Annotated in this window: 13 protein-coding genes; 7 read left to right on the top strand and 6 right to left on the bottom strand. The window is 63.6% G+C overall.

What is annotated here, in order from left to right:
• Positions 1-72: 72 nt before the first annotated feature.
• Together hglS and GEV39_RS24525 are read right to left on the bottom strand one after the other, a co-directional pair.
• Positions 73-1467 carry a 2-oxoadipate dioxygenase/decarboxylase HglS gene (hglS, locus tag GEV39_RS24530; RefSeq protein ID WP_173891542.1) on the bottom strand — a complete coding sequence of 465 codons (1395 nt, stop codon included), beginning with the start codon at positions 1465-1467 and terminating at the stop codon, positions 73-75.
• A gap of 179 nt (positions 1468-1646) precedes the next feature.
• Positions 1647-2537, bottom strand: coding sequence for a LysR family transcriptional regulator (locus GEV39_RS24525; RefSeq protein WP_173891541.1), 891 nt, complete (start codon positions 2535-2537; stop codon positions 1647-1649).
• A 136-nt stretch (positions 2538-2673) separates the two neighbouring features.
• Here GEV39_RS24525 and amaB point away from each other — a divergent pair, with 136 nt between their 5' ends.
• Together amaB and amaA are read left to right on the top strand one after the other, a co-directional pair.
• Positions 2674-4164 (top strand): L-piperidine-6-carboxylate dehydrogenase, encoded by a 1491-nt coding sequence (amaB, locus tag GEV39_RS24520; RefSeq protein ID WP_173891540.1) that lies wholly within the window; start codon positions 2674-2676, stop codon positions 4162-4164.
• A gap of 165 nt (positions 4165-4329) precedes the next feature.
• A complete protein-coding gene (amaA, locus tag GEV39_RS24515; RefSeq protein WP_173891539.1) occupies positions 4330-5616 on the top strand; it encodes an L-pipecolate oxidase in 1287 nt (428 codons plus the stop codon).
• Positions 5617-5724: 108 nt separating this feature from the next.
• On the opposite strand, the gene GEV39_RS24510 is transcribed toward amaA, so the two are convergent.
• Positions 5725-7152, bottom strand: coding sequence for a mechanosensitive ion channel family protein (locus tag GEV39_RS24510; protein ID WP_173891538.1), 1428 nt, complete (start codon positions 7150-7152; stop codon positions 5725-5727).
• Between the two features lie 310 nt (positions 7153-7462).
• Between GEV39_RS24510 and ycaC (GEV39_RS24505) the strand changes: the two genes are divergently transcribed.
• From ycaC (GEV39_RS24505) to GEV39_RS24490, 4 genes are all read left to right on the top strand, one after another.
• Positions 7463-8092, top strand: coding sequence for an isochorismate family cysteine hydrolase YcaC (ycaC, locus tag GEV39_RS24505; protein ID WP_009681621.1), 630 nt, complete (start codon positions 7463-7465; stop codon positions 8090-8092).
• A gap of 114 nt (positions 8093-8206) precedes the next feature.
• The gene (locus GEV39_RS24500; RefSeq protein ID WP_173891537.1) at positions 8207-8515 is read left to right on the top strand and encodes a putative antibiotic biosynthesis monooxygenase; all 309 of its coding nucleotides are present in this window, start codon (positions 8207-8209) and stop codon (positions 8513-8515) included.
• 38 nt (positions 8516-8553) lie between these two features.
• Entirely contained in the window at positions 8554-9372 is an 819-nt protein-coding gene (locus tag GEV39_RS24495) for an alpha/beta fold hydrolase (RefSeq protein ID WP_173891536.1), read from the top strand.
• A 393-nt stretch (positions 9373-9765) separates the two neighbouring features.
• The gene (locus GEV39_RS24490) at positions 9766-11607 is read left to right on the top strand and encodes an amidohydrolase (protein WP_173891764.1); all 1842 of its coding nucleotides are present in this window, start codon (positions 9766-9768) and stop codon (positions 11605-11607) included.
• A 183-nt stretch (positions 11608-11790) separates the two neighbouring features.
• On the opposite strand, the gene GEV39_RS24485 is transcribed toward GEV39_RS24490, so the two are convergent.
• Together GEV39_RS24485 and GEV39_RS24480 are read right to left on the bottom strand one after the other, a co-directional pair.
• Positions 11791-13053: an OprD family porin gene (locus GEV39_RS24485; protein WP_173891535.1), complete on the bottom strand. Its 1263-nt coding sequence runs from the start codon at positions 13051-13053 to the stop codon at positions 11791-11793.
• A 184-nt stretch (positions 13054-13237) separates the two neighbouring features.
• Complete coding sequence (locus GEV39_RS24480) at positions 13238-14149, bottom strand: LysR substrate-binding domain-containing protein (RefSeq protein WP_054881724.1); 912 nt, start codon at positions 14147-14149, stop codon at positions 13238-13240.
• Positions 14150-14327: 178 nt separating this feature from the next.
• Between GEV39_RS24480 and ycaC (GEV39_RS24475) the strand changes: the two genes are divergently transcribed.
• On the top strand, positions 14328-14957 hold the full coding sequence (gene ycaC / locus GEV39_RS24475; RefSeq protein WP_173891534.1) for an isochorismate family cysteine hydrolase YcaC: 630 nt from the start codon (positions 14328-14330) through the stop codon (positions 14955-14957).
• Positions 14958-15153: 196 nt separating this feature from the next.
• Here the strand turns inward: ycaC (GEV39_RS24475) and GEV39_RS24470 are convergent, their stop codons facing one another.
• Positions 15154-15675 carry a PBECR2 nuclease fold domain-containing protein gene (locus GEV39_RS24470; RefSeq protein ID WP_283246113.1) on the bottom strand — a complete coding sequence of 174 codons (522 nt, stop codon included), beginning with the start codon at positions 15673-15675 and terminating at the stop codon, positions 15154-15156.
• Positions 15676-15995 lie beyond the last annotated feature (320 nt).

The raw sequence follows: 15995 nt of genomic DNA, 5'->3' as shown, positions 1-15995 counted from the left end.
TACAGGTACAGCGCAAGCCTTGGGCCTGTGGTGATCCTGTGGGGGCGGGCGCGCCCCCGGCGATCTACCGGCTTACATCGAACCTAGGTTCAATGCCTGCGCACACGCCAGCAGCGACCGCTGCTCGCTTTGCGCATACAGCGCCAGCTCATCCTGCACCTGCAGCCCCAATGCCGCTTCAAAGGCATCGCGGTTGGCATTGCTGCCGTACTCGGCCTGCGCATCGTCACCCAGGTTGGACTGGAAGATGCCCGCCGCGCTCACCGGCAGAAAGTCCTCGTAGACCAGCGCTTCAAAGTGCACATGGCCGGCCTCGATCAAGCCCTCCAGGGTGGTGGGGCGGCCTTGCTGGTCACGTGCGGCCAGGCCTTTTTCGGTGGCGAAGTAGCGGAAGTACGCCAGCCCCTGTTCACGCATCTGCGCCAAGTCGTCCGGGAATTGGGCAAAGTTCTCCTGCAGCAGTGCCATGTAACGCTCGGCGTTGGCCTCGGCCGGCGCCCCACCCAAGGCAGCGCGGGTGGCATCGAGCAATGTGTCGTACAGCTGGCGGCCTTTGGGTGTCAGGGCCGCACCGCGCTGCTCGATTTCGCCAAAGCGCGCGGTGTGGCTGCCTTCGCTGCCCTGCTGTTCGCTGAAAGCGACCTTTTCCTGCAGGGCCTTGAAGCTGGTCTGGCGCAGCAGGATCGGGTGGCGGCGGGTGGGCGGGCCTTCCACCACGGCCTTGGGTGGAATGCCCTTGGCCGGCATGCCGACCTGAATGGCATCGATGTCCAGCGTACGCGGGGTCAGGTGGTTGATGTGCGGGCCCTTGAAGGCCACCACGTCGGCAATCAGCCGGTGCTGATCGTGCAACTGCTGATATTGCGCGGCGGTGACGGTGGCGTCCTGGTGCCAGCGGAAGGTGTGCAGGGCTTCCTGCACGAATGTGGCGGCATCGCTGGCATTCAAGCCGCCGTCGCGCTCGCACTGGGCGATCAGGTCGAGGGCGCGCGGGGTGAAGATCTGGCGCTTGGCCAGGATGCTCTTGGCCAGTTCGCGCAGTTGCGGGTTGTCGATCAGTTCCAGGCGCAGCAGCGAGGTGAACACCCGGAACGGGCTGATGTGCAGGGACTGCTCGTGCACCGCGCGGAACGCGGTGGAGTGCACCGGCACACCGGCAGAGCTAAGGTCGTAGTACCCAACCGGCTGCATGCCCATCACCGCGAACAGGCGGGCGATGGTGGCCAGTTCTGCAGCGGTGCCAACCCGGATGGCGCCATGCCGCTCGTGGTCCAGGCGCTCGATTTCGCCGGTCCAGCGCAGGGCCTCGGCAATTTCGGGCTGCTGGGCCATGACCTGCTGGTTGATTTCGCTCACCAGCTCCAGCAGCGTGCCGTACAGCGGCACTTCCTGTTTGTACATGAGCGACATGGCGGCAGAAAACTGCGCGCGAATGCTGTCGGGGCTGACGAAATCGTGGGCGGGCATCGCTAGCTTCCTGGTTAGGTTCGGACGCTTACATGAAAGCTGGGAATGCACCTTGCTCACAAGCGAAAAAAAGTGAGTGTGTCATTCCTTTTTTGATCGACCTCAGGGCCATTGGGGCTGCTTTGCAGCCCAACGCGACACAAGGCCGCTCCTACAGGTTGAGGTGCGGCCCGGCAACCTCAAACCTGCAACTGCTCGCCGATCCACTCCACCAACGCCCGTACCCTGGGCACCTCCGCCGCATGCTCGGCATACGCCAGGTAATGTGCCCCGGCACTGCGCATGGCGTGATCCCATGGCACCACCAGGCTGCCGTCGGCCAGCTCCTTGGCTGCCAGGTAGCGCGGCACCAGTGCTACCCCGCAGCCTGTCTGCGCGGCGCTCAATGCCATATAGAAGGTGTCGAAGCGCGGCCCGTGGTAGGCGTTGACGCTGTGCAGGCCCTGCTCCAGGAACCACTCGTGCCAGGCCTCGGGGCGCGAGGTGCTCTGCAGCAGCACCAGCTCGGCCAACTGTTCGGCGCCCGCTAACTCACGCCCGGCCAGCAGCTCCGGCGCACACACCGGTACCACTTCTTCGCCGAACAGCGCCACGCAGGTGGCACCCGGCCAGGTGCCCTGACCATAGAAAAACACTACATCCGCCGAACCTTGCAGCAGGGCGAACGGCTCCATCTCGTTGCGGATATCCAGGTGGATATTGCTGTGCCGTTTGCCAAAGCCCTTGAGGTGCGGGATTAGCCAGCGCACGCCAAAACTCGGTTGAGTGGCGACCTTCAGTATCTCGGTCTGCTCACCATAGGTGAGCACGTAGCGGCTGGACATATCCACCTGGGTAAGGATCTTGTTGACCTCGGCCAGGTACAGGCTGCCGGCCGGGGTCAGTTGCAGGCGCCGGCGAATGCGCAGGAACAGGTGATGGCGCAGCATGTCCTCCAGTTGCGCCACCTGCTTGCTGACCGCGCTCTGGGTCAGGTGCAGCTCTTCAGCGGCACGGGTAAAACTCAAATGGCGGGCTGCAGCTTCAAAGCACTGCAGGGCGGTCATGGAGGGCACCAGGCGTTTGGACATAGCGGTCTCTGCGATACGAATCATTACCTGGTGGAATGATATGCGGAATAAAGGTCGTTTGTTGTACCTATGTGATCGGATTAATACTGATCCACATCATTTTTCCACCCCATCACCCGATGTAGGAGAAGCACAAATGGTTGCTGGATTGCTCGAGCGCCTTGGCGTTACCGCCGAGGCTTACACCCAGGGCGATTACCCTGTTCACACGCCGATCGACGGCAGCCAGATCGCCTCGGTGAAACTGCTCGGCAAGGCCGAGACCACCGCCCGCATCGACCAGGCCCAGAGCGCCTTCGAAGCTTGGCGCAGCGTACCGGCACCACGCCGCGGCGAACTGGTGCGTCTGTTTGGCGAAGTGCTGCGTGCGCACAAGGCCGACCTCGGCGAGCTGGTCTCGATCGAAGCCGGTAAGATCACCCAGGAAGGCCTGGGTGAAGTTCAGGAAATGATCGACATCTGCGACTTCGCCGTGGGGCTGTCGCGCCAACTGTACGGCCTGACCATCGCTTCCGAGCGCCCAGGGCACCACATGCGTGAAACCTGGCACCCGCTGGGGGTGGTCGGCGTGATCAGCGCCTTCAACTTCCCGGTCGCGGTATGGGCCTGGAACACCGCCCTGGCCCTCGTGGCCGGCAATTCGGTGGTATGGAAGCCGTCCGAGAAAACCCCGCTGACCGCCCTGGCCTGCCAGGCACTGTTCGAGAAAGCCCTGAAAGCCTTTGGTGACGCCCCGGCGGGCCTGGCGCAGTTGGTCATCGGTGGCCGTGAAGCCGGTGAAGCCTTGGTCGACGACCCGCGTGTGCCGCTGGTCAGCGCCACCGGCAGCACCCGCATGGGGCGCGAAGTCGGCCCACGTGTGGCTGCACGCTTCGGCCGCAGCATTCTTGAACTGGGCGGCAACAACGCCATGATCCTGGCCCCCAGCGCCGACCTCGACCTGGCCGTGCGCGGCATCCTGTTCTCGGCGGTCGGTACCGCCGGCCAGCGCTGCACCACCCTGCGCCGTCTGATCGTGCACCGTTCGATCAAGGACGAAGTGGTTGCCCGGGTCAAAGCCGCCTACGGCAAAGTCCGCATTGGCGACCCGCGCAAGGACAACCTGGTCGGCCCGCTGATCGACAAGCTGTCGTTCGACGCCATGCAGGGCGCCCTGGCCAAGGCCCGCGACGAAGGTGGCCAGGTGTTCGGTGGTGAGCGTCAGCTGGCCGAGCAATACCCGAATGCCTATTACGTGTCGCCAGCCATCGCCGAAATGCCGGCGCAAAGTGACGTGGTCCGCCACGAAACCTTCGCCCCGATCCTCTACGTACTGGCCTACGACGACTTTGAAGAGGCCCTGCGCCTGAACAACGAAGTGCCACAAGGCCTGTCGTCGTGCATCTTCACCACCGACCTGCGTGAGGCCGAACGTTTCCAGAGCGCTGCGGGTAGTGATTGCGGCATTGCCAACGTCAACATCGGCACCAGCGGTGCCGAGATCGGCGGTGCGTTCGGTGGCGAGAAAGAGACCGGTGGTGGCCGGGAATCCGGTTCGGATGCCTGGAAGGGCTACATGCGCCGCCAGACCAACACCGTGAACTACTCGCGCGAGCTGCCGCTGGCACAGGGAATCGTGTTCGACTGATCGGTTGATGCTGCATGGCCGGGGGCTTTGCCCCCGGTTCGCGGGTGAACCCGCTCCTACCGGCACTGCACAGCTTTCAAACCTGTGCGGCCCCTGTAGGGGCGGGTTTACCCGCGAATGGGCTGCAAGGCAGCCCCAACAAGAACAAATTGCTGGAGCCGGGCCATGTCCGAACTGCGTCAACAATGCTTGTGGGAATTCGTCAGCACACCGAGCGTGGCCGCCCAGGCCCTGGCCGGTGAGCACAAGGCCGATGTGTGCGTGATCGGTGGCGGCATTACCGGCCTGTCGGCGGCCATTCACCTGCTCGAGCAGGGCAAGTCGGTGATCCTGCTGGAGGCCTGGAAGGTCGGTCACGGGGGCTCCGGGCGCAACGTCGGCCTGGTCAATGCCGGTACCTGGATCCGCCCCGACGACGTCGAGGCGACCCTTGGCCAGAAGCAGGGCAGCCGCCTGAACCAGGTGCTGGGTGAAGCCCCGGCTGAAGTGTTCGCAATGATCGAGCGCCTGGGCATCGACTGCCAGGCCCAGCACAAAGGCACGCTGCACATGGCGCACAACGCCACCGGCATCGCCGACCTCGAGGCCCGCCACGAGCAGTGGCGCCGTCGCGGTGCCGACGTGGAGCTGCTGACCGGTGCGCAGTGCCAGGAATACTGTGGCACCGACAAGATTTCCGCCGCGTTGCTCGACCGCCGCGCCGGCACCATCAACCCCATGGGCTACACCCAGGGCCTGGCTGCGGCCGTGGTGCGCCTGGGTGGCCAGCTGTTCCAGCAGTCGGCTGTAGAAGGTCTGGCGCGCGAGGGCGGCGCCTGGCGGGTCAAGACGGCCCGTGGCTCGGTACGGGCCGACAAGGTGGTGATTTCCACCGGCGCCTACACCGAAGGCGACTGGAGCAACCTGCAGAAGCAGTTCTTCCGCGGTTATTACTACCAGGTCGCCTCCAAGCCGCTGCAAGGCGCTGAGGCCGACAAGGTACTGCCGCACGGCCAGGGCTCGTGGGACACCCGCACCGTGCTCAGCAGTATCCGCCGTGACGACCAGGGCCGCCTGTTGCTCGGCAGCCTGGGCCGGGTCGACAACAAGCCCGCCTGGTTCGTGCGCAGCTGGGCTGACCGCATTCAAAGCCATTACTACCCGGGCCTGGGCAAGGTCGAGTGGGAAATGCACTGGACCGGTTGCATCGACTTCACCCCCGACCACCTGATGCGCCTGTTCGAGCCGGCGCCGGGGCTGGTGGCGGTAACCGGGTATAACGGGCGGGGCAATACCACCGGCACCGTGATTGGCCGGGCGTTTGCCGAGTTCCTGCTCAAGGGTGATGCCGGCAGCCTGCCGATTCCGTTCTCGCCAATGAGTGGCGTGAGTGCGCCATCGCTGCGCACCGCATTCTATGAGTCCGGGTTCTCGCTGTACCACGCGGGGCAATGCCTGAGGGTTGTGTTGTAAGCACTGGCCCTATCGCCGGCAAGCCAGCTCCCACAGGTACTGCATAAGCCCTGAGGCCTGTGCGGTCAATGTGGGAGCTGGCTTGCCGGCGATAGGGCCAGTACAGGCTTACTTGTGCAGCCAGCTGAGAAAGCCGCCCTTCTTGATCAGGGCCGGCTTCTGCAGCAACAACGACTCCCGGCTCTGGCGCCGGAACCGCTGCAATTTGCTCAGCGCCGTCTGCACATCGCCACGTTGCGCCAGGCAACTTTTCACCTGCTCTTTGTCGATGCGGTACAGCACGCAGCTGGTCAGGGTGCGGAACTCGGCCAGTGACTCGTCTTCGTCAATGATCCCCTCGACCCCCAGCACCTCGCCCGGCCCCATGCGGCCGGCCTCCAGCAGCTTGTCGCCATCGCGCACCGAGGCCGACACCACGCCGCTGCCAATCACCAGCAAATGCTCGGAATGCGCGCCTACCTCCAGGATCACCTGATCCGCCAGGTACTCCACCGCCGTCATGCGCTGGCTCAATGCGTCACGCTCTTCAGCGCTTAGCGAACGGAACACCCGCACCTCGTCCAGCACTTCGCGCTGTCGGCTGCGTGGCGGCATGGCCAGGTCGACGTTCCACATCACCCCGCTCGCCTCCAGGTGGCGGTGCGCCAGGTCGAACAACTGGTTGCGTGCCGCAGTCTTGCCGCTCATGTCGGCAATGAACCCGCTGGCCTCGTACTCCACCGACTCCAGTGTCGAGGCCTTGACCGACACCTTGGGCGCAGGTGACGCAAGGATCGCGCTGGTGCCCTGCAGGGCTTTTTCCAGTGCGTCGAACACCCGCCTGGGCCGCACTTTGGCCGGTACTACCACATTGATCGACACCCCATGCACATCCGCCGGCCTGCTGTGGTTGAGCAGGCGCGCCTTGGCTGCCACCGAATTGGGGATCACCGCCAGGCTACCTGTGCCTGTGAGCAGGCGCGTGGCCCGCCAGTCGATATCCAGCACCTTGCCTTCGGTGCCGTCGATCGCGATCGAATCGCCAATCTGGTAGGGCCGCGTGGTGTTCAGCACGATGCCGCTGAACACGTCGGCCAGCGTGCTCTGCAACGCCAGGCCTATGACGATGGCCATCACACCCGAGGTGGCCAGCAGGCCCTTGACTGGCAGCTGCAGCACATAGCCTGCCGCCGCGACTACCGCGGCAAGGAAGATCAGCGCCCCCAGCACGTCCTGCAGCAAGCGCCCGCCGTGGCTACCCCGCGCTACCAGCAACAGGCCGAACACCACGGTGACCGTGCGCGCGCCAAGCAGCCACCAGCCTATGGCCAATACCGTGGCCATCAGGTTGCGCGCAACATCGTCCGGCCAGGGCGGTGGCTGCAGCGGGCTCATGCCGGCGGCCACCAGCACCGCGCTGAACAACACGAAAAGCACCAGCCGCGTACCGATGCGCCAGGCCCGGTGCTGGAGGGGGATCAACTGCCAGATTACGAGGTCGAGCAGGATCAGGGCAGTACCGAGCAACAACGGGGACGACTGGATGAACGCCAGCATGGTGGTCTCGGGGGTGAGGGGAGGGCTGTGGGTAGTAATAGAGCAGGTTGGCCGGGCAGGCAATGGGAGCCTACGTGCGGGTAAACCCGCCCCCACAGGCATCGTGCGTAACCTGAGCGTGGTGCGGTCCCTGTGGGAGCGGGCAAGCCCGCGAAGAGGCCAGCAAATCCAGCGCCGATCTATCGTTCCTGAAACAGAACGCTAAAGCCAAAAACAGCTATCTACCGCACCAAATGTGAAGGTTTTAATCTTCTCCCATCAACGCGAAACACCCCAATTACTGAAATCAAAACCCTCAGGAGCTACCCCCATGACCAACTTCAAATACAACCGCCTGAACAAAGACGATGCCGCCGTACTGCTGGTCGACCACCAGGCTGGCCTGCTGTCGCTGGTGCGCGACATCGAGCCGGATGCCTTCAAGAACAACGTGCTGGCCCTGGCTGACCTGGCCAAGTTCTTCAACCTGCCGACCATCCTCACCACCAGCTTCGAACAAGGCCCCAACGGCCCGCTGGTGCCGGAACTGAAAGCCCTGTTCCCGGACGCGCCGTACATCGCCCGCCCAGGCCAGATCAACGCCTGGGATAACGAAGACTTCGTGAAGGCCGTGAAGGCCACCGGCAAGAAGCAGCTGATCATCGCCGGCGTGGTCACCGAAGTGTGCGTAGCCTTCCCGGCGCTGGCCGCCCTGGAAGAAGAGTTCGACGTGTTCGTGGTTACCGATGCCTCCGGCACCTTCAACGCCATGACCCGCGACGCCGCCCATGACCGCATGAGCCGCGCTGGCGCCCAGTTGATGACCTGGTTCGGGGTTGCCTGCGAGCTGCACCGCGACTGGCGCAACGACATTGAAGGCCTGGCCGCGCTGTGCTCCAACCACATCCCGGACTACCGCAACCTCATGACCAGCTACAACGCCTTCAACGCCAACAAGTAAGCCGCGCCCGCGGGCACGCTCAGCCGGTGCCCGCGCAGGGCAGCACACTTATCCAATCCAGCGCCCTTTGGCCGTTGCACAGTGGCTGTGGGCAAGCTCATCCAAGGAACGCCGATGAACACCGCACTCCAAGACAACCGCGAAGTGGTGACCGTATGCCTGCAGCACCAGGTGCTCGATAGCACGCCGGGTACCTCGGCCGCGCAACCACCGCGTTGGAAGCAGGCGCTGCTAACCTACCTGGTGATCTGCCCGATGACCATGGTCGTGCCGCAACTGCTGGCGCCGCTGTTTGCCCGCTTCCCGCCACTGGGGGGCGTGATCACCGGCAACCTGATCGTCAACCTGTTCGTCATTCTGCCCGTGGTGTTCTACATCATGCCTTGGGTAACCCGTCGCTGCGCCAACTGGCTGCGCGGCTGAGCCAGCCCCTGTCCTCGACACTTTCAGGAGATACCGCTATGAGCACGTTCGTTACCCGCGATGGCACTTCGATCTACTTCAAGGACTGGGGCACCGGCAAGCCCGTGCTGTTCAGCCACGGCTGGCCGCTGAATGCCGATATGTGGGACACGCAGATGGAGTTCCTGGCCAGCCGCGGTTACCGCGCCATTGCCTTCGACCGCCGCGGTTTCGGGCGCTCGAGCCAGCCATGGAACGGCTACGACTACGACACCTTCGCTGATGACATCGCCCAGCTGATCGAACACCTCGACCTGCGTGAGGTGACCTTGGTCGGCTTCTCCATGGGCGGCGGTGACGTAAGCCGCTACATCGGTCGCTACGGCACCGAGCGGGTCGCCGGGCTGGTGCTGCTGGGCGCCGTTACGCCGGTGTTCGGCAAGCGTGACGACAACCCCGAGGGTGTCGACCTATCGGTGTTCGAAGGTATCGTGGCTGGTCTGCGTGCCGACCGGGCGCAGTTCATCGCTGATTTCGCCGCGCCGTTCTATGGCATCAACCATGGGCAGCAGGTATCCCAGGGCGTGCAGACGCAGACTTTGAACATTGCGCTGATGGCGTCGCTCAAGGCCACCCTGGATTGTGTGACGGCGTTCTCCGAAACCGACTTCCGGTCGGACATGGCCAAGGTCGATGTACCGACGTTGGTGATCCATGGCGATGACGACCAGATCGTGCCGTTCGAGACTACCGGCAAGCAGGCAGCGAAACAGATTCGTGGAGCTGAGCTGAAGGTGTACGCCGGCGCGCCGCATGGGTTTGCCGTGACTCACGCGCAGCAGCTGAATGAGGACTTGCTGGCGTTCTTGAGTCGCTGAGTAGCCGGGGCCGCTTTGCGGCCCCAAACGCCGGCATGTCAGCTCCCACAGGGGCTGTTCACGGCTCAGAAGCTGTGAAGCCCTTGTGGGAGCTGGCTTGCCGGCGATTAGGGCCAGCCCAGGCAACACAAAACTTGATCACGGCTAACCTTCTACAGCCCCACCGCACATCCATCCAAGCCTTGCCCCTGTACCAGGCGGCATGCTCTGCAGTCGCGCCTGCCGCCGCCGCGCGCAGAGACGGAGAACACCATGTCCCAGGACCGCCACGACAAGACCCGTCGCCAGTTCCTCGCCAGCAGCACCGTACTGGGTGCTGCCGGCGCGCTCTGGTCTGCATTGCCCTTCACCGGCGCCGCCGGTTCCGCTCACGCATCCACCCAAGGAGGTTCCATGACCGCCGACCTGATTCTGTTCAACGGCAAGCTGCACACCGTTGACCGCGAAAAGCCCACTGCCACCGCCGTCGCCATCAAGGACGGCCGCTTCATCGCCGTGGGCAACGACGCCGAGGCCATGGCCCACAAGGGCGCCAGCACGCAAATCGTCGACCTCAAGCAGCGTACGGTCATCCCCGGCCTGAACGACTCGCACCTGCACCTGATCCGCGGCGGCCTGAACTACAACCTGGAGCTGCGCTGGGAAGGCGTGCCGTCGGTGGCCGATGCCCTGCGCATGCTCAAGGACCAGGCTGCGCGCACGCCTACCCCGCAGTGGGTGCGTGTGGTGGGTGGCTGGAACGAGTTCCAGTTCGCCGAAAAACGCATGCCGACCCTGGAAGAAATCAACCAGGCTGCACCCGATACGCCGGTGTTCCTGTTGCACCTCTACGACCGCGCCTTGCTCAACCGTGCCGCACTCAAGGCTGTCGGCTACGACAAGAGCACCCCGAACCCGCCGGGCGGCGAAATCCAGCGCGACAAGTTCGGCAACCCCACCGGCATGCTGATCGCCCGCCCGAACGCGATGATCCTCTACGCCACCCTGGCCAAAGGGCCGAAGCTGCCGCTGGAGTATCAGGTCAACTCGACCCGCCAGTTCATGCGTGAGCTGAACCGCCTGGGCCTGACCAGTGCCATCGACGCTGGCGGCGGCTACCAGAACTTCCCCGACGACTACTCGGTGATCCAGGAGCTGGCCGACAACAACCAGCTGACAGTGCGCATTGCCTACAACCTGTTCACCCAGAAGCCCAAGGAAGAACTGGACGACTTCAAGAAGTGGACGTCCAGCGTCAAGCTGCACAGCGGCACCGACTTCCTGCGCCACAACGGCGCTGGCGAAATGCTGGTGTTCTCCGCCGCCGACTTCGAGGACTTCCTCGAGCCGCGCCCGGACCTGCCGCAGACCATGGAAGAAGAGCTGGAGCCGGTGGTGCGCCACCTGGTCGAGCAGCGCTGGCCGTTCCGCCTGCATGCCACCTACAACGAATCGATCACGCGCATGCTCGACGTGTTCGAGAAGGTCAACCGCGATATCCCGTTCAATGGCCTGCCGTGGTTCTTCGACCACGCCGAAACCATCACCCCGCAGAACATCGAGCGCGTGCGTGCGCTGGGCGGCGGCATCGCCATCCAGGACCGCATGGCCTTCCAGGGCGAGTACTTCGTCGACCGCTATGGCGCCAAGGCTGCCGAGCAGACCCCGCCGATCAAACGCATGCTCGAGATGGGCGTGCCGGTCGGCGCGGGCACCGACGCTACCCGCGTGTCCAGCTACAACCCCTGGACCTCGCTGTACTGGCTGGTCAGCGGCAAGACCGTTGGCGGCATGGAGCTGTACAAGGAAGGCCTGGACCGCGAGACCGCGCTGCAGCTGTTCACCCAGGGCAGCGCCTGGTTCTCCAGCGAGCAGGGCAAGAAGGGCCAGATCAAAGTAGGCCAACTGGCCGACCTGGCGGCACTGTCGTTGGACTTCTTCAGCGTTGATGAAGAAGCGATCAAGGGCATCGAATCGGTGCTGACCATTGTCGATGGCAAGGTGGTATACGGTGCCGGCGAATTCGACCGCCTCGGCCCACCGCAGGTGCCGGTGCTGCCGGAGTGGTCTCCAGTAGCCAAGGTGCCGGGGCACTGGCGCGTGGGTACGCCGTCGCTGGCGGCAGCCGTGCACCAGTGTTCGGGGCCGTGCGGGGTGCATGCGCACAGCCATGACAAGGCGCGCAAATCGAGTGTGCCGGTCAACGACTTCCAGGGCTTCTGGGGGGCGCTGGGCTGTTCGTGCTTTGCTTTCTAAGCTGATGTGATGTCGAGAAGAAGGGGCCGCGCCGGTAATGCCTGTCAGTCAAGCGTTACTGGGGCTGCTTTGCAGCCCTTCGCGGGCACGCCCGCTCCCACAGGGGATCGCGCATTTCTTGAGTTCAGCGCCAAACCTGTGGGAGCGGGCGTGCCCGCGAAGGGTCGCGCTGAAAGCCCGACTTTAGAAACTGCCTTTGAGGGGGTATTCGATGATCAGGTAGAGGCGGTCGATGTCATCGCCGCCCTGGGCCTGGTTGGCACGGTGGCTAACGTGGGAGAACGACAGGCTCAGGTCCTTGGCGGCACCGGACTGCACCACGTATTTCAGGTCTATGTCGCGCTCCCAGTGCTTGCCGCCGTTGCCGTACTGGTTCACATAACCCCCGTTTGCCGGGGCATGGCTGCCATCGATGTCGCGGCCACTGACGTAACGGCCCATCAGGCTCAGGCCGGGCACGCCCAGGGTAGCGAAGTCTAGGTCGTAGCGCAGTTGCCACGAGCGCTCGCCAGGGCCGTTGAAGTCGCCGTATTTGATCGAATTGGCCAGGTAGATGGAGTCGCCACCGACGAAGTCGAACGGAGTGTCGCCCTCGACCTTCTGATAGGCCAGGCTCAGCGCCTGGGCACCGAAACGGTACTTGGCCAGCAGGCTGTAGGCGAGCGTGTCGATTGCACCGGCGCTGGCGCTACCGGTGTCACGGGTGTGGTAAAGGTTGCCGTCCAGGCGCCAGTTGCCTTCGGCCAGGTTCAGGTTCAGGTAGGCCTGGCGCCAAGTGTCCTGAAGTTGCCCCGCATACAGCGCGCCGCCGAACGGGCCAGCAGGTGCGAACGTGGCGCCTGCCAGGCTGATGGCGCGGTTGTGGGTGGTGGCGCCGTAGCCGCTGAAATCGTCGTGGGTCGAACTGTTGTCCTGGTTGTTGAAGGCGGTGAAACGCCCGGCCTGCAGCCGCCAGTCGGGCAAATCGGTGTTCTCGACCAACCAGCCGGTGGCGTATTCGGGGTGCAAGCGTTTGTCGCCGGTGTCGAATACCGGGGTTTCCACCATCATTTCCCCGTAGCGCAGCTGGGTGTTGCCCAGGCGCAGCTTTAGCGCGGCGCCGGCGCTGGAGTAGTCGGATTCGGCGCGCCCATCGCTGTCGCGCGGCAGCAGGCCGGTGCCGGCATGGCCGCGACCGCCGTCTAGCTTGAAACCGAGAAAGCCATGGGCGTCGATGCCGACGCCAAGCGTGCCTTCGGTGAAGCCGGAGCGGACCTCGCCGATGAAGCCCTGGGCCCATTCCTGGCGGTAGTTCTGGCCACTGCCGGAAGGTGAGCGAAAGCCGCTGTGCAGGACGTAATTGCGGCTGAGCAGCGACCAGCCGGGTTCAGCGGCCTGGCTGAGTGCCGGGCACAGGGCGAGGGTGGCGAGCAGGGCGCGGCCTGGTCCGTGGGTGGCGCGGATCATGGGGGGCTCCGGCGGATGATCCGGGAGTGTGGGTGAAGGATAGGCCAGGGGTCTTGTAAGGGTGTGCTGGGGGATTTGGTTTGCCTGTACCGGCCTCTTCGCGGGCGCGCCCGCTCCCACAGGGTCTGAGCCCTGTGCGGTACCTGTAGGAGCAGGCATGCCCGCGAAGAAGCCAGCTCAGGACTCAAGCCATGTCGCTGATCGCAAACTCCTCAGCCAGATGATCGATCAACGCCCGCACCGAAGGCAGTAACCCGCGCCGCGATGGGAAGATTGCATGCACGATGCCACAGCGCGGGTGCCAGTCCGGGATCAGCTCCACCAGCCGCCCCGCCGCCAGGTCCTCGCGCACAGCCACCCGCGGCAAGTGCGCAATGCCGACCCCGGCCACCACGAAATGACGCAGGGCAAACAGGTCGTCGGTCACCATGCGTGGTTTGTGCGGGATGACGATGCTGCGGCTGCTGTCTTCACCCCGAAACAGCTCCCACTGATACTCGCGCTGGGCGCTGCCCCAGTGCAGGCTGGGCAGCGTGCTGAGCAACTGTGGGTCGAAACCTTTGGGCAGCTGCTCCAGGTATTGAGGTTGGCCGACCAGGCACTGGGTGCTGTTGCTTAGCACCTTCATCACCATGTCGGTGTTTTCCAACGGCGGAAAGCGCACCCGCAAAGCGATGTCGAAGCCCTCATGCAGCAGGTCGACGCGGCGGTTGGTACTTTCGATGAACAGCTCCACCTGCGGGTACTTGAGCATGTAGCGGGTCAGCATCGGCCCGACCCAGGAGTTGAGCAGGGTGGTCGGGCAACTGATGCGCACCAGCCCGCGCGGTTCGCTGCGGTTGCGCTCGATGATCTCCGCCGCACCCTCGGCCTCCACGCGCATGGCCAGGCAGCGGTTGTAGTAGGCCTGGCCGATCTCGGTGAGCGAGCAATGGCGGCTGGTGCGGTGCAGCAGGCGCACGCCCAGGCGCTCCTCCAGGTCGGCAATGCGCCGGCTGAGCTTCGACTTGGGCATGTCCAGCGCCCGGCCTGCCGGGGCGAAACCACCGTGCTCGACTACCTGGGTGAAGTAGTAGAGGGAGTTGAGGTCTTCCAATGATCGGTCTCCGGGTTTTGGCTTGCAGGCAGCCCCTACACAGCCATCGTTCACGAAACGGAACGCTAAAGCCAGATTCTGCTGACTACCGCCACAAAGGTGATGATTTTAATCTGTGCCCATCAACTCGAAACACCCCGAACAGCTGAAAAATTCATAAACCTTTGGAGCACCGACCATGAGCAAATTCACCTACAACCGCCTGAACAAAGAGGACGCCGCTGTACTGCTGGTAGACCACCAGGCTGGCCTGCTGTCGCTGGTGCGTGACATCGAACCGGACAAGTTCAAGAACAACGTGCTGGCGCTGGCCGACCTGGCGAAGTTCTTCAACCTGCCTACCATCCTCACCACCAGCTTCGAGCAAGGCCCCAACGGCCCGCTGGTACCGGAGCTGAAGGAGCTGTTCCCGGACGCGCCGTACATCGCTCGCCCCGGCCAGATCAACGCCTGGGACAACGAAGACTTCGTCAAGGCGGTGAAGGCGACTGGCAAGAAGCAGCTGATCATTGCGGGTGTGGTGACCGAGGTGTGCGTGGCGTTCCCGGCACTGTCGGCGCTGGAAGAGGCGTTTGAAGTGTTCGTGGTGACTGATGCTTCCGGCACCTTCAACAAAATGACCCGCGATGCGGCGCATGACCGCATGAGCCAGGCTGGTGCGCAGATGATGACCTGGTTTGGCGTGGCCTGTGAGCTGCACCGTGACTGGCGCAATGATGTGGAAGGGCTGGCGGCGCTGTGCTCCAACCACATTCCGGATTATCGGAATCTGATGACCAGCTATAACGCGTTGACTGCGGGTAAGTAACAGCCAGTAACTTGGTGGGAGGGCTCCACTGAGCGCCATCGTTGACTTGATATAGAAGTGTTTGTTAGCGTTTCAGTTGAGCGCGAAACCAGCTGCCATTCAGCGGCAACAGTTGGCGTAGGAACCCCGCCGATGGCTGAATCATCAGCGTCGGGTGAGACCTCCACACCCTGGCTTGAGGGTGTGCATATGAATATCAAGCACGCTTGCAGGGCCACTGGCGACAGTGGCCCTTTTCTTTGCCTGACAGGAATGTGTACCGCTTGTACAGCAGCTTGCCGTGGCGATGTTTGTTCAGCGCTTTCGCATCGCATTGCATGAAATTCCACAGCATTTTGCCTTTGTTGAGGACTACGACCACCAGCATCTGCCGCTTGGTTTCATACACGCCTATGAAGGCCAGTCTGTTTGTGTCATTGGTATATGCCACCTGCCACACTTCAAATGGTCCGATCAGGGTATCGAGGGCGACTTTGACATAGCGCTCCCGGGCATCCTGTCGCTTCTCGACGATGTGATGGATGCAGCTACGCTGAATCAGGATGTCACCCATCGGGCTCCTGATGACTACCCGGCTGCGATAGGTGCCGCTGACGCGGTGACGGCGAAGTGAGCCTAGAGAGAAGGGTTGCGGCGAACAATCAGACGCGGGGTGACGCGCCGTGTAGGGTGTTTCCTTTATTGAGGCTGAGCAGGCCAGGCACCTTGGCCTGCTCATGGCGGCTGTGATGCCCTTCAACTTGCGGGCTGCGACTCGATACCTCCCAGCAATGCTTTCAACTAACCCTCCTGCCATTTCAACTGCGTTCAGGTTGCCCCAGAACAGGCTCTTGCCGGTTTCGCCCAGGTGTTCCAGGGCTTTGTAGCCACAGCCGTAAGCGCCCGCAGGTACCGGCCCTTTCGCGGGCTCGCCCGCTCCCACAGGTGTCGCGCAAGCTTCAAACCCAGTGCAGAACCTGTGGGAGCGGGCATGCCCGCGAAGAGGCCGGCACCGGCAATATCAACTCACTGGCTGCATTCAGGTTGCACCAGAACAGG

Origin of the sequence: Pseudomonas sp. NY5710, assembly GCF_013305665.1 — a bacterium.
GTDB lineage: Bacteria > Pseudomonadota > Gammaproteobacteria > Pseudomonadales > Pseudomonadaceae > Aquipseudomonas > Aquipseudomonas juntendi.
The sequence above is the reverse complement of the archived record's forward strand: the minus strand, read 5'-3'. Positions and strand labels throughout refer to the sequence as shown.

Bases quoted from the DNA above. Each gene is read 5' to 3' on its own strand.
- amaA (WP_173891539.1), top strand. From the start codon at position 4,330: ATGTCCGAACTGCGTCAACAATGCTTGTGGGAATTCGTCAGCACACCG.
- GEV39_RS24500 (WP_173891537.1), top strand. From the start codon at position 8,207: ATGAACACCGCACTCCAAGACAACCGCGAAGTGGTGACCGTATGCCTG.
- GEV39_RS24510 (WP_173891538.1), bottom strand. From the start codon at position 7,152: ATGCTGGCGTTCATCCAGTCGTCCCCGTTGTTGCTCGGTACTGCCCTG.
- hglS (WP_173891542.1), bottom strand. From the start codon at position 1,467: ATGCCCGCCCACGATTTCGTCAGCCCCGACAGCATTCGCGCGCAGTTT.
- ycaC (WP_173891534.1), top strand. From the start codon at position 14,328: ATGAGCAAATTCACCTACAACCGCCTGAACAAAGAGGACGCCGCTGTA.
- GEV39_RS24485 (WP_173891535.1), bottom strand. From the start codon at position 13,053: ATGATCCGCGCCACCCACGGACCAGGCCGCGCCCTGCTCGCCACCCTC.
- amaB (WP_173891540.1), top strand. From the start codon at position 2,674: ATGGTTGCTGGATTGCTCGAGCGCCTTGGCGTTACCGCCGAGGCTTAC.
- ycaC (WP_009681621.1), top strand. From the start codon at position 7,463: ATGACCAACTTCAAATACAACCGCCTGAACAAAGACGATGCCGCCGTA.
- GEV39_RS24490 (WP_173891764.1), top strand. From the start codon at position 9,766: ATGACCGCCGACCTGATTCTGTTCAACGGCAAGCTGCACACCGTTGAC.
- GEV39_RS24470 (WP_283246113.1), bottom strand. From the start codon at position 15,675: ATGAGCAGGCCAAGGTGCCTGGCCTGCTCAGCCTCAATAAAGGAAACA.
- GEV39_RS24495 (WP_173891536.1), top strand. From the start codon at position 8,554: ATGAGCACGTTCGTTACCCGCGATGGCACTTCGATCTACTTCAAGGAC.
- GEV39_RS24525 (WP_173891541.1), bottom strand. From the start codon at position 2,537: ATGTCCAAACGCCTGGTGCCCTCCATGACCGCCCTGCAGTGCTTTGAA.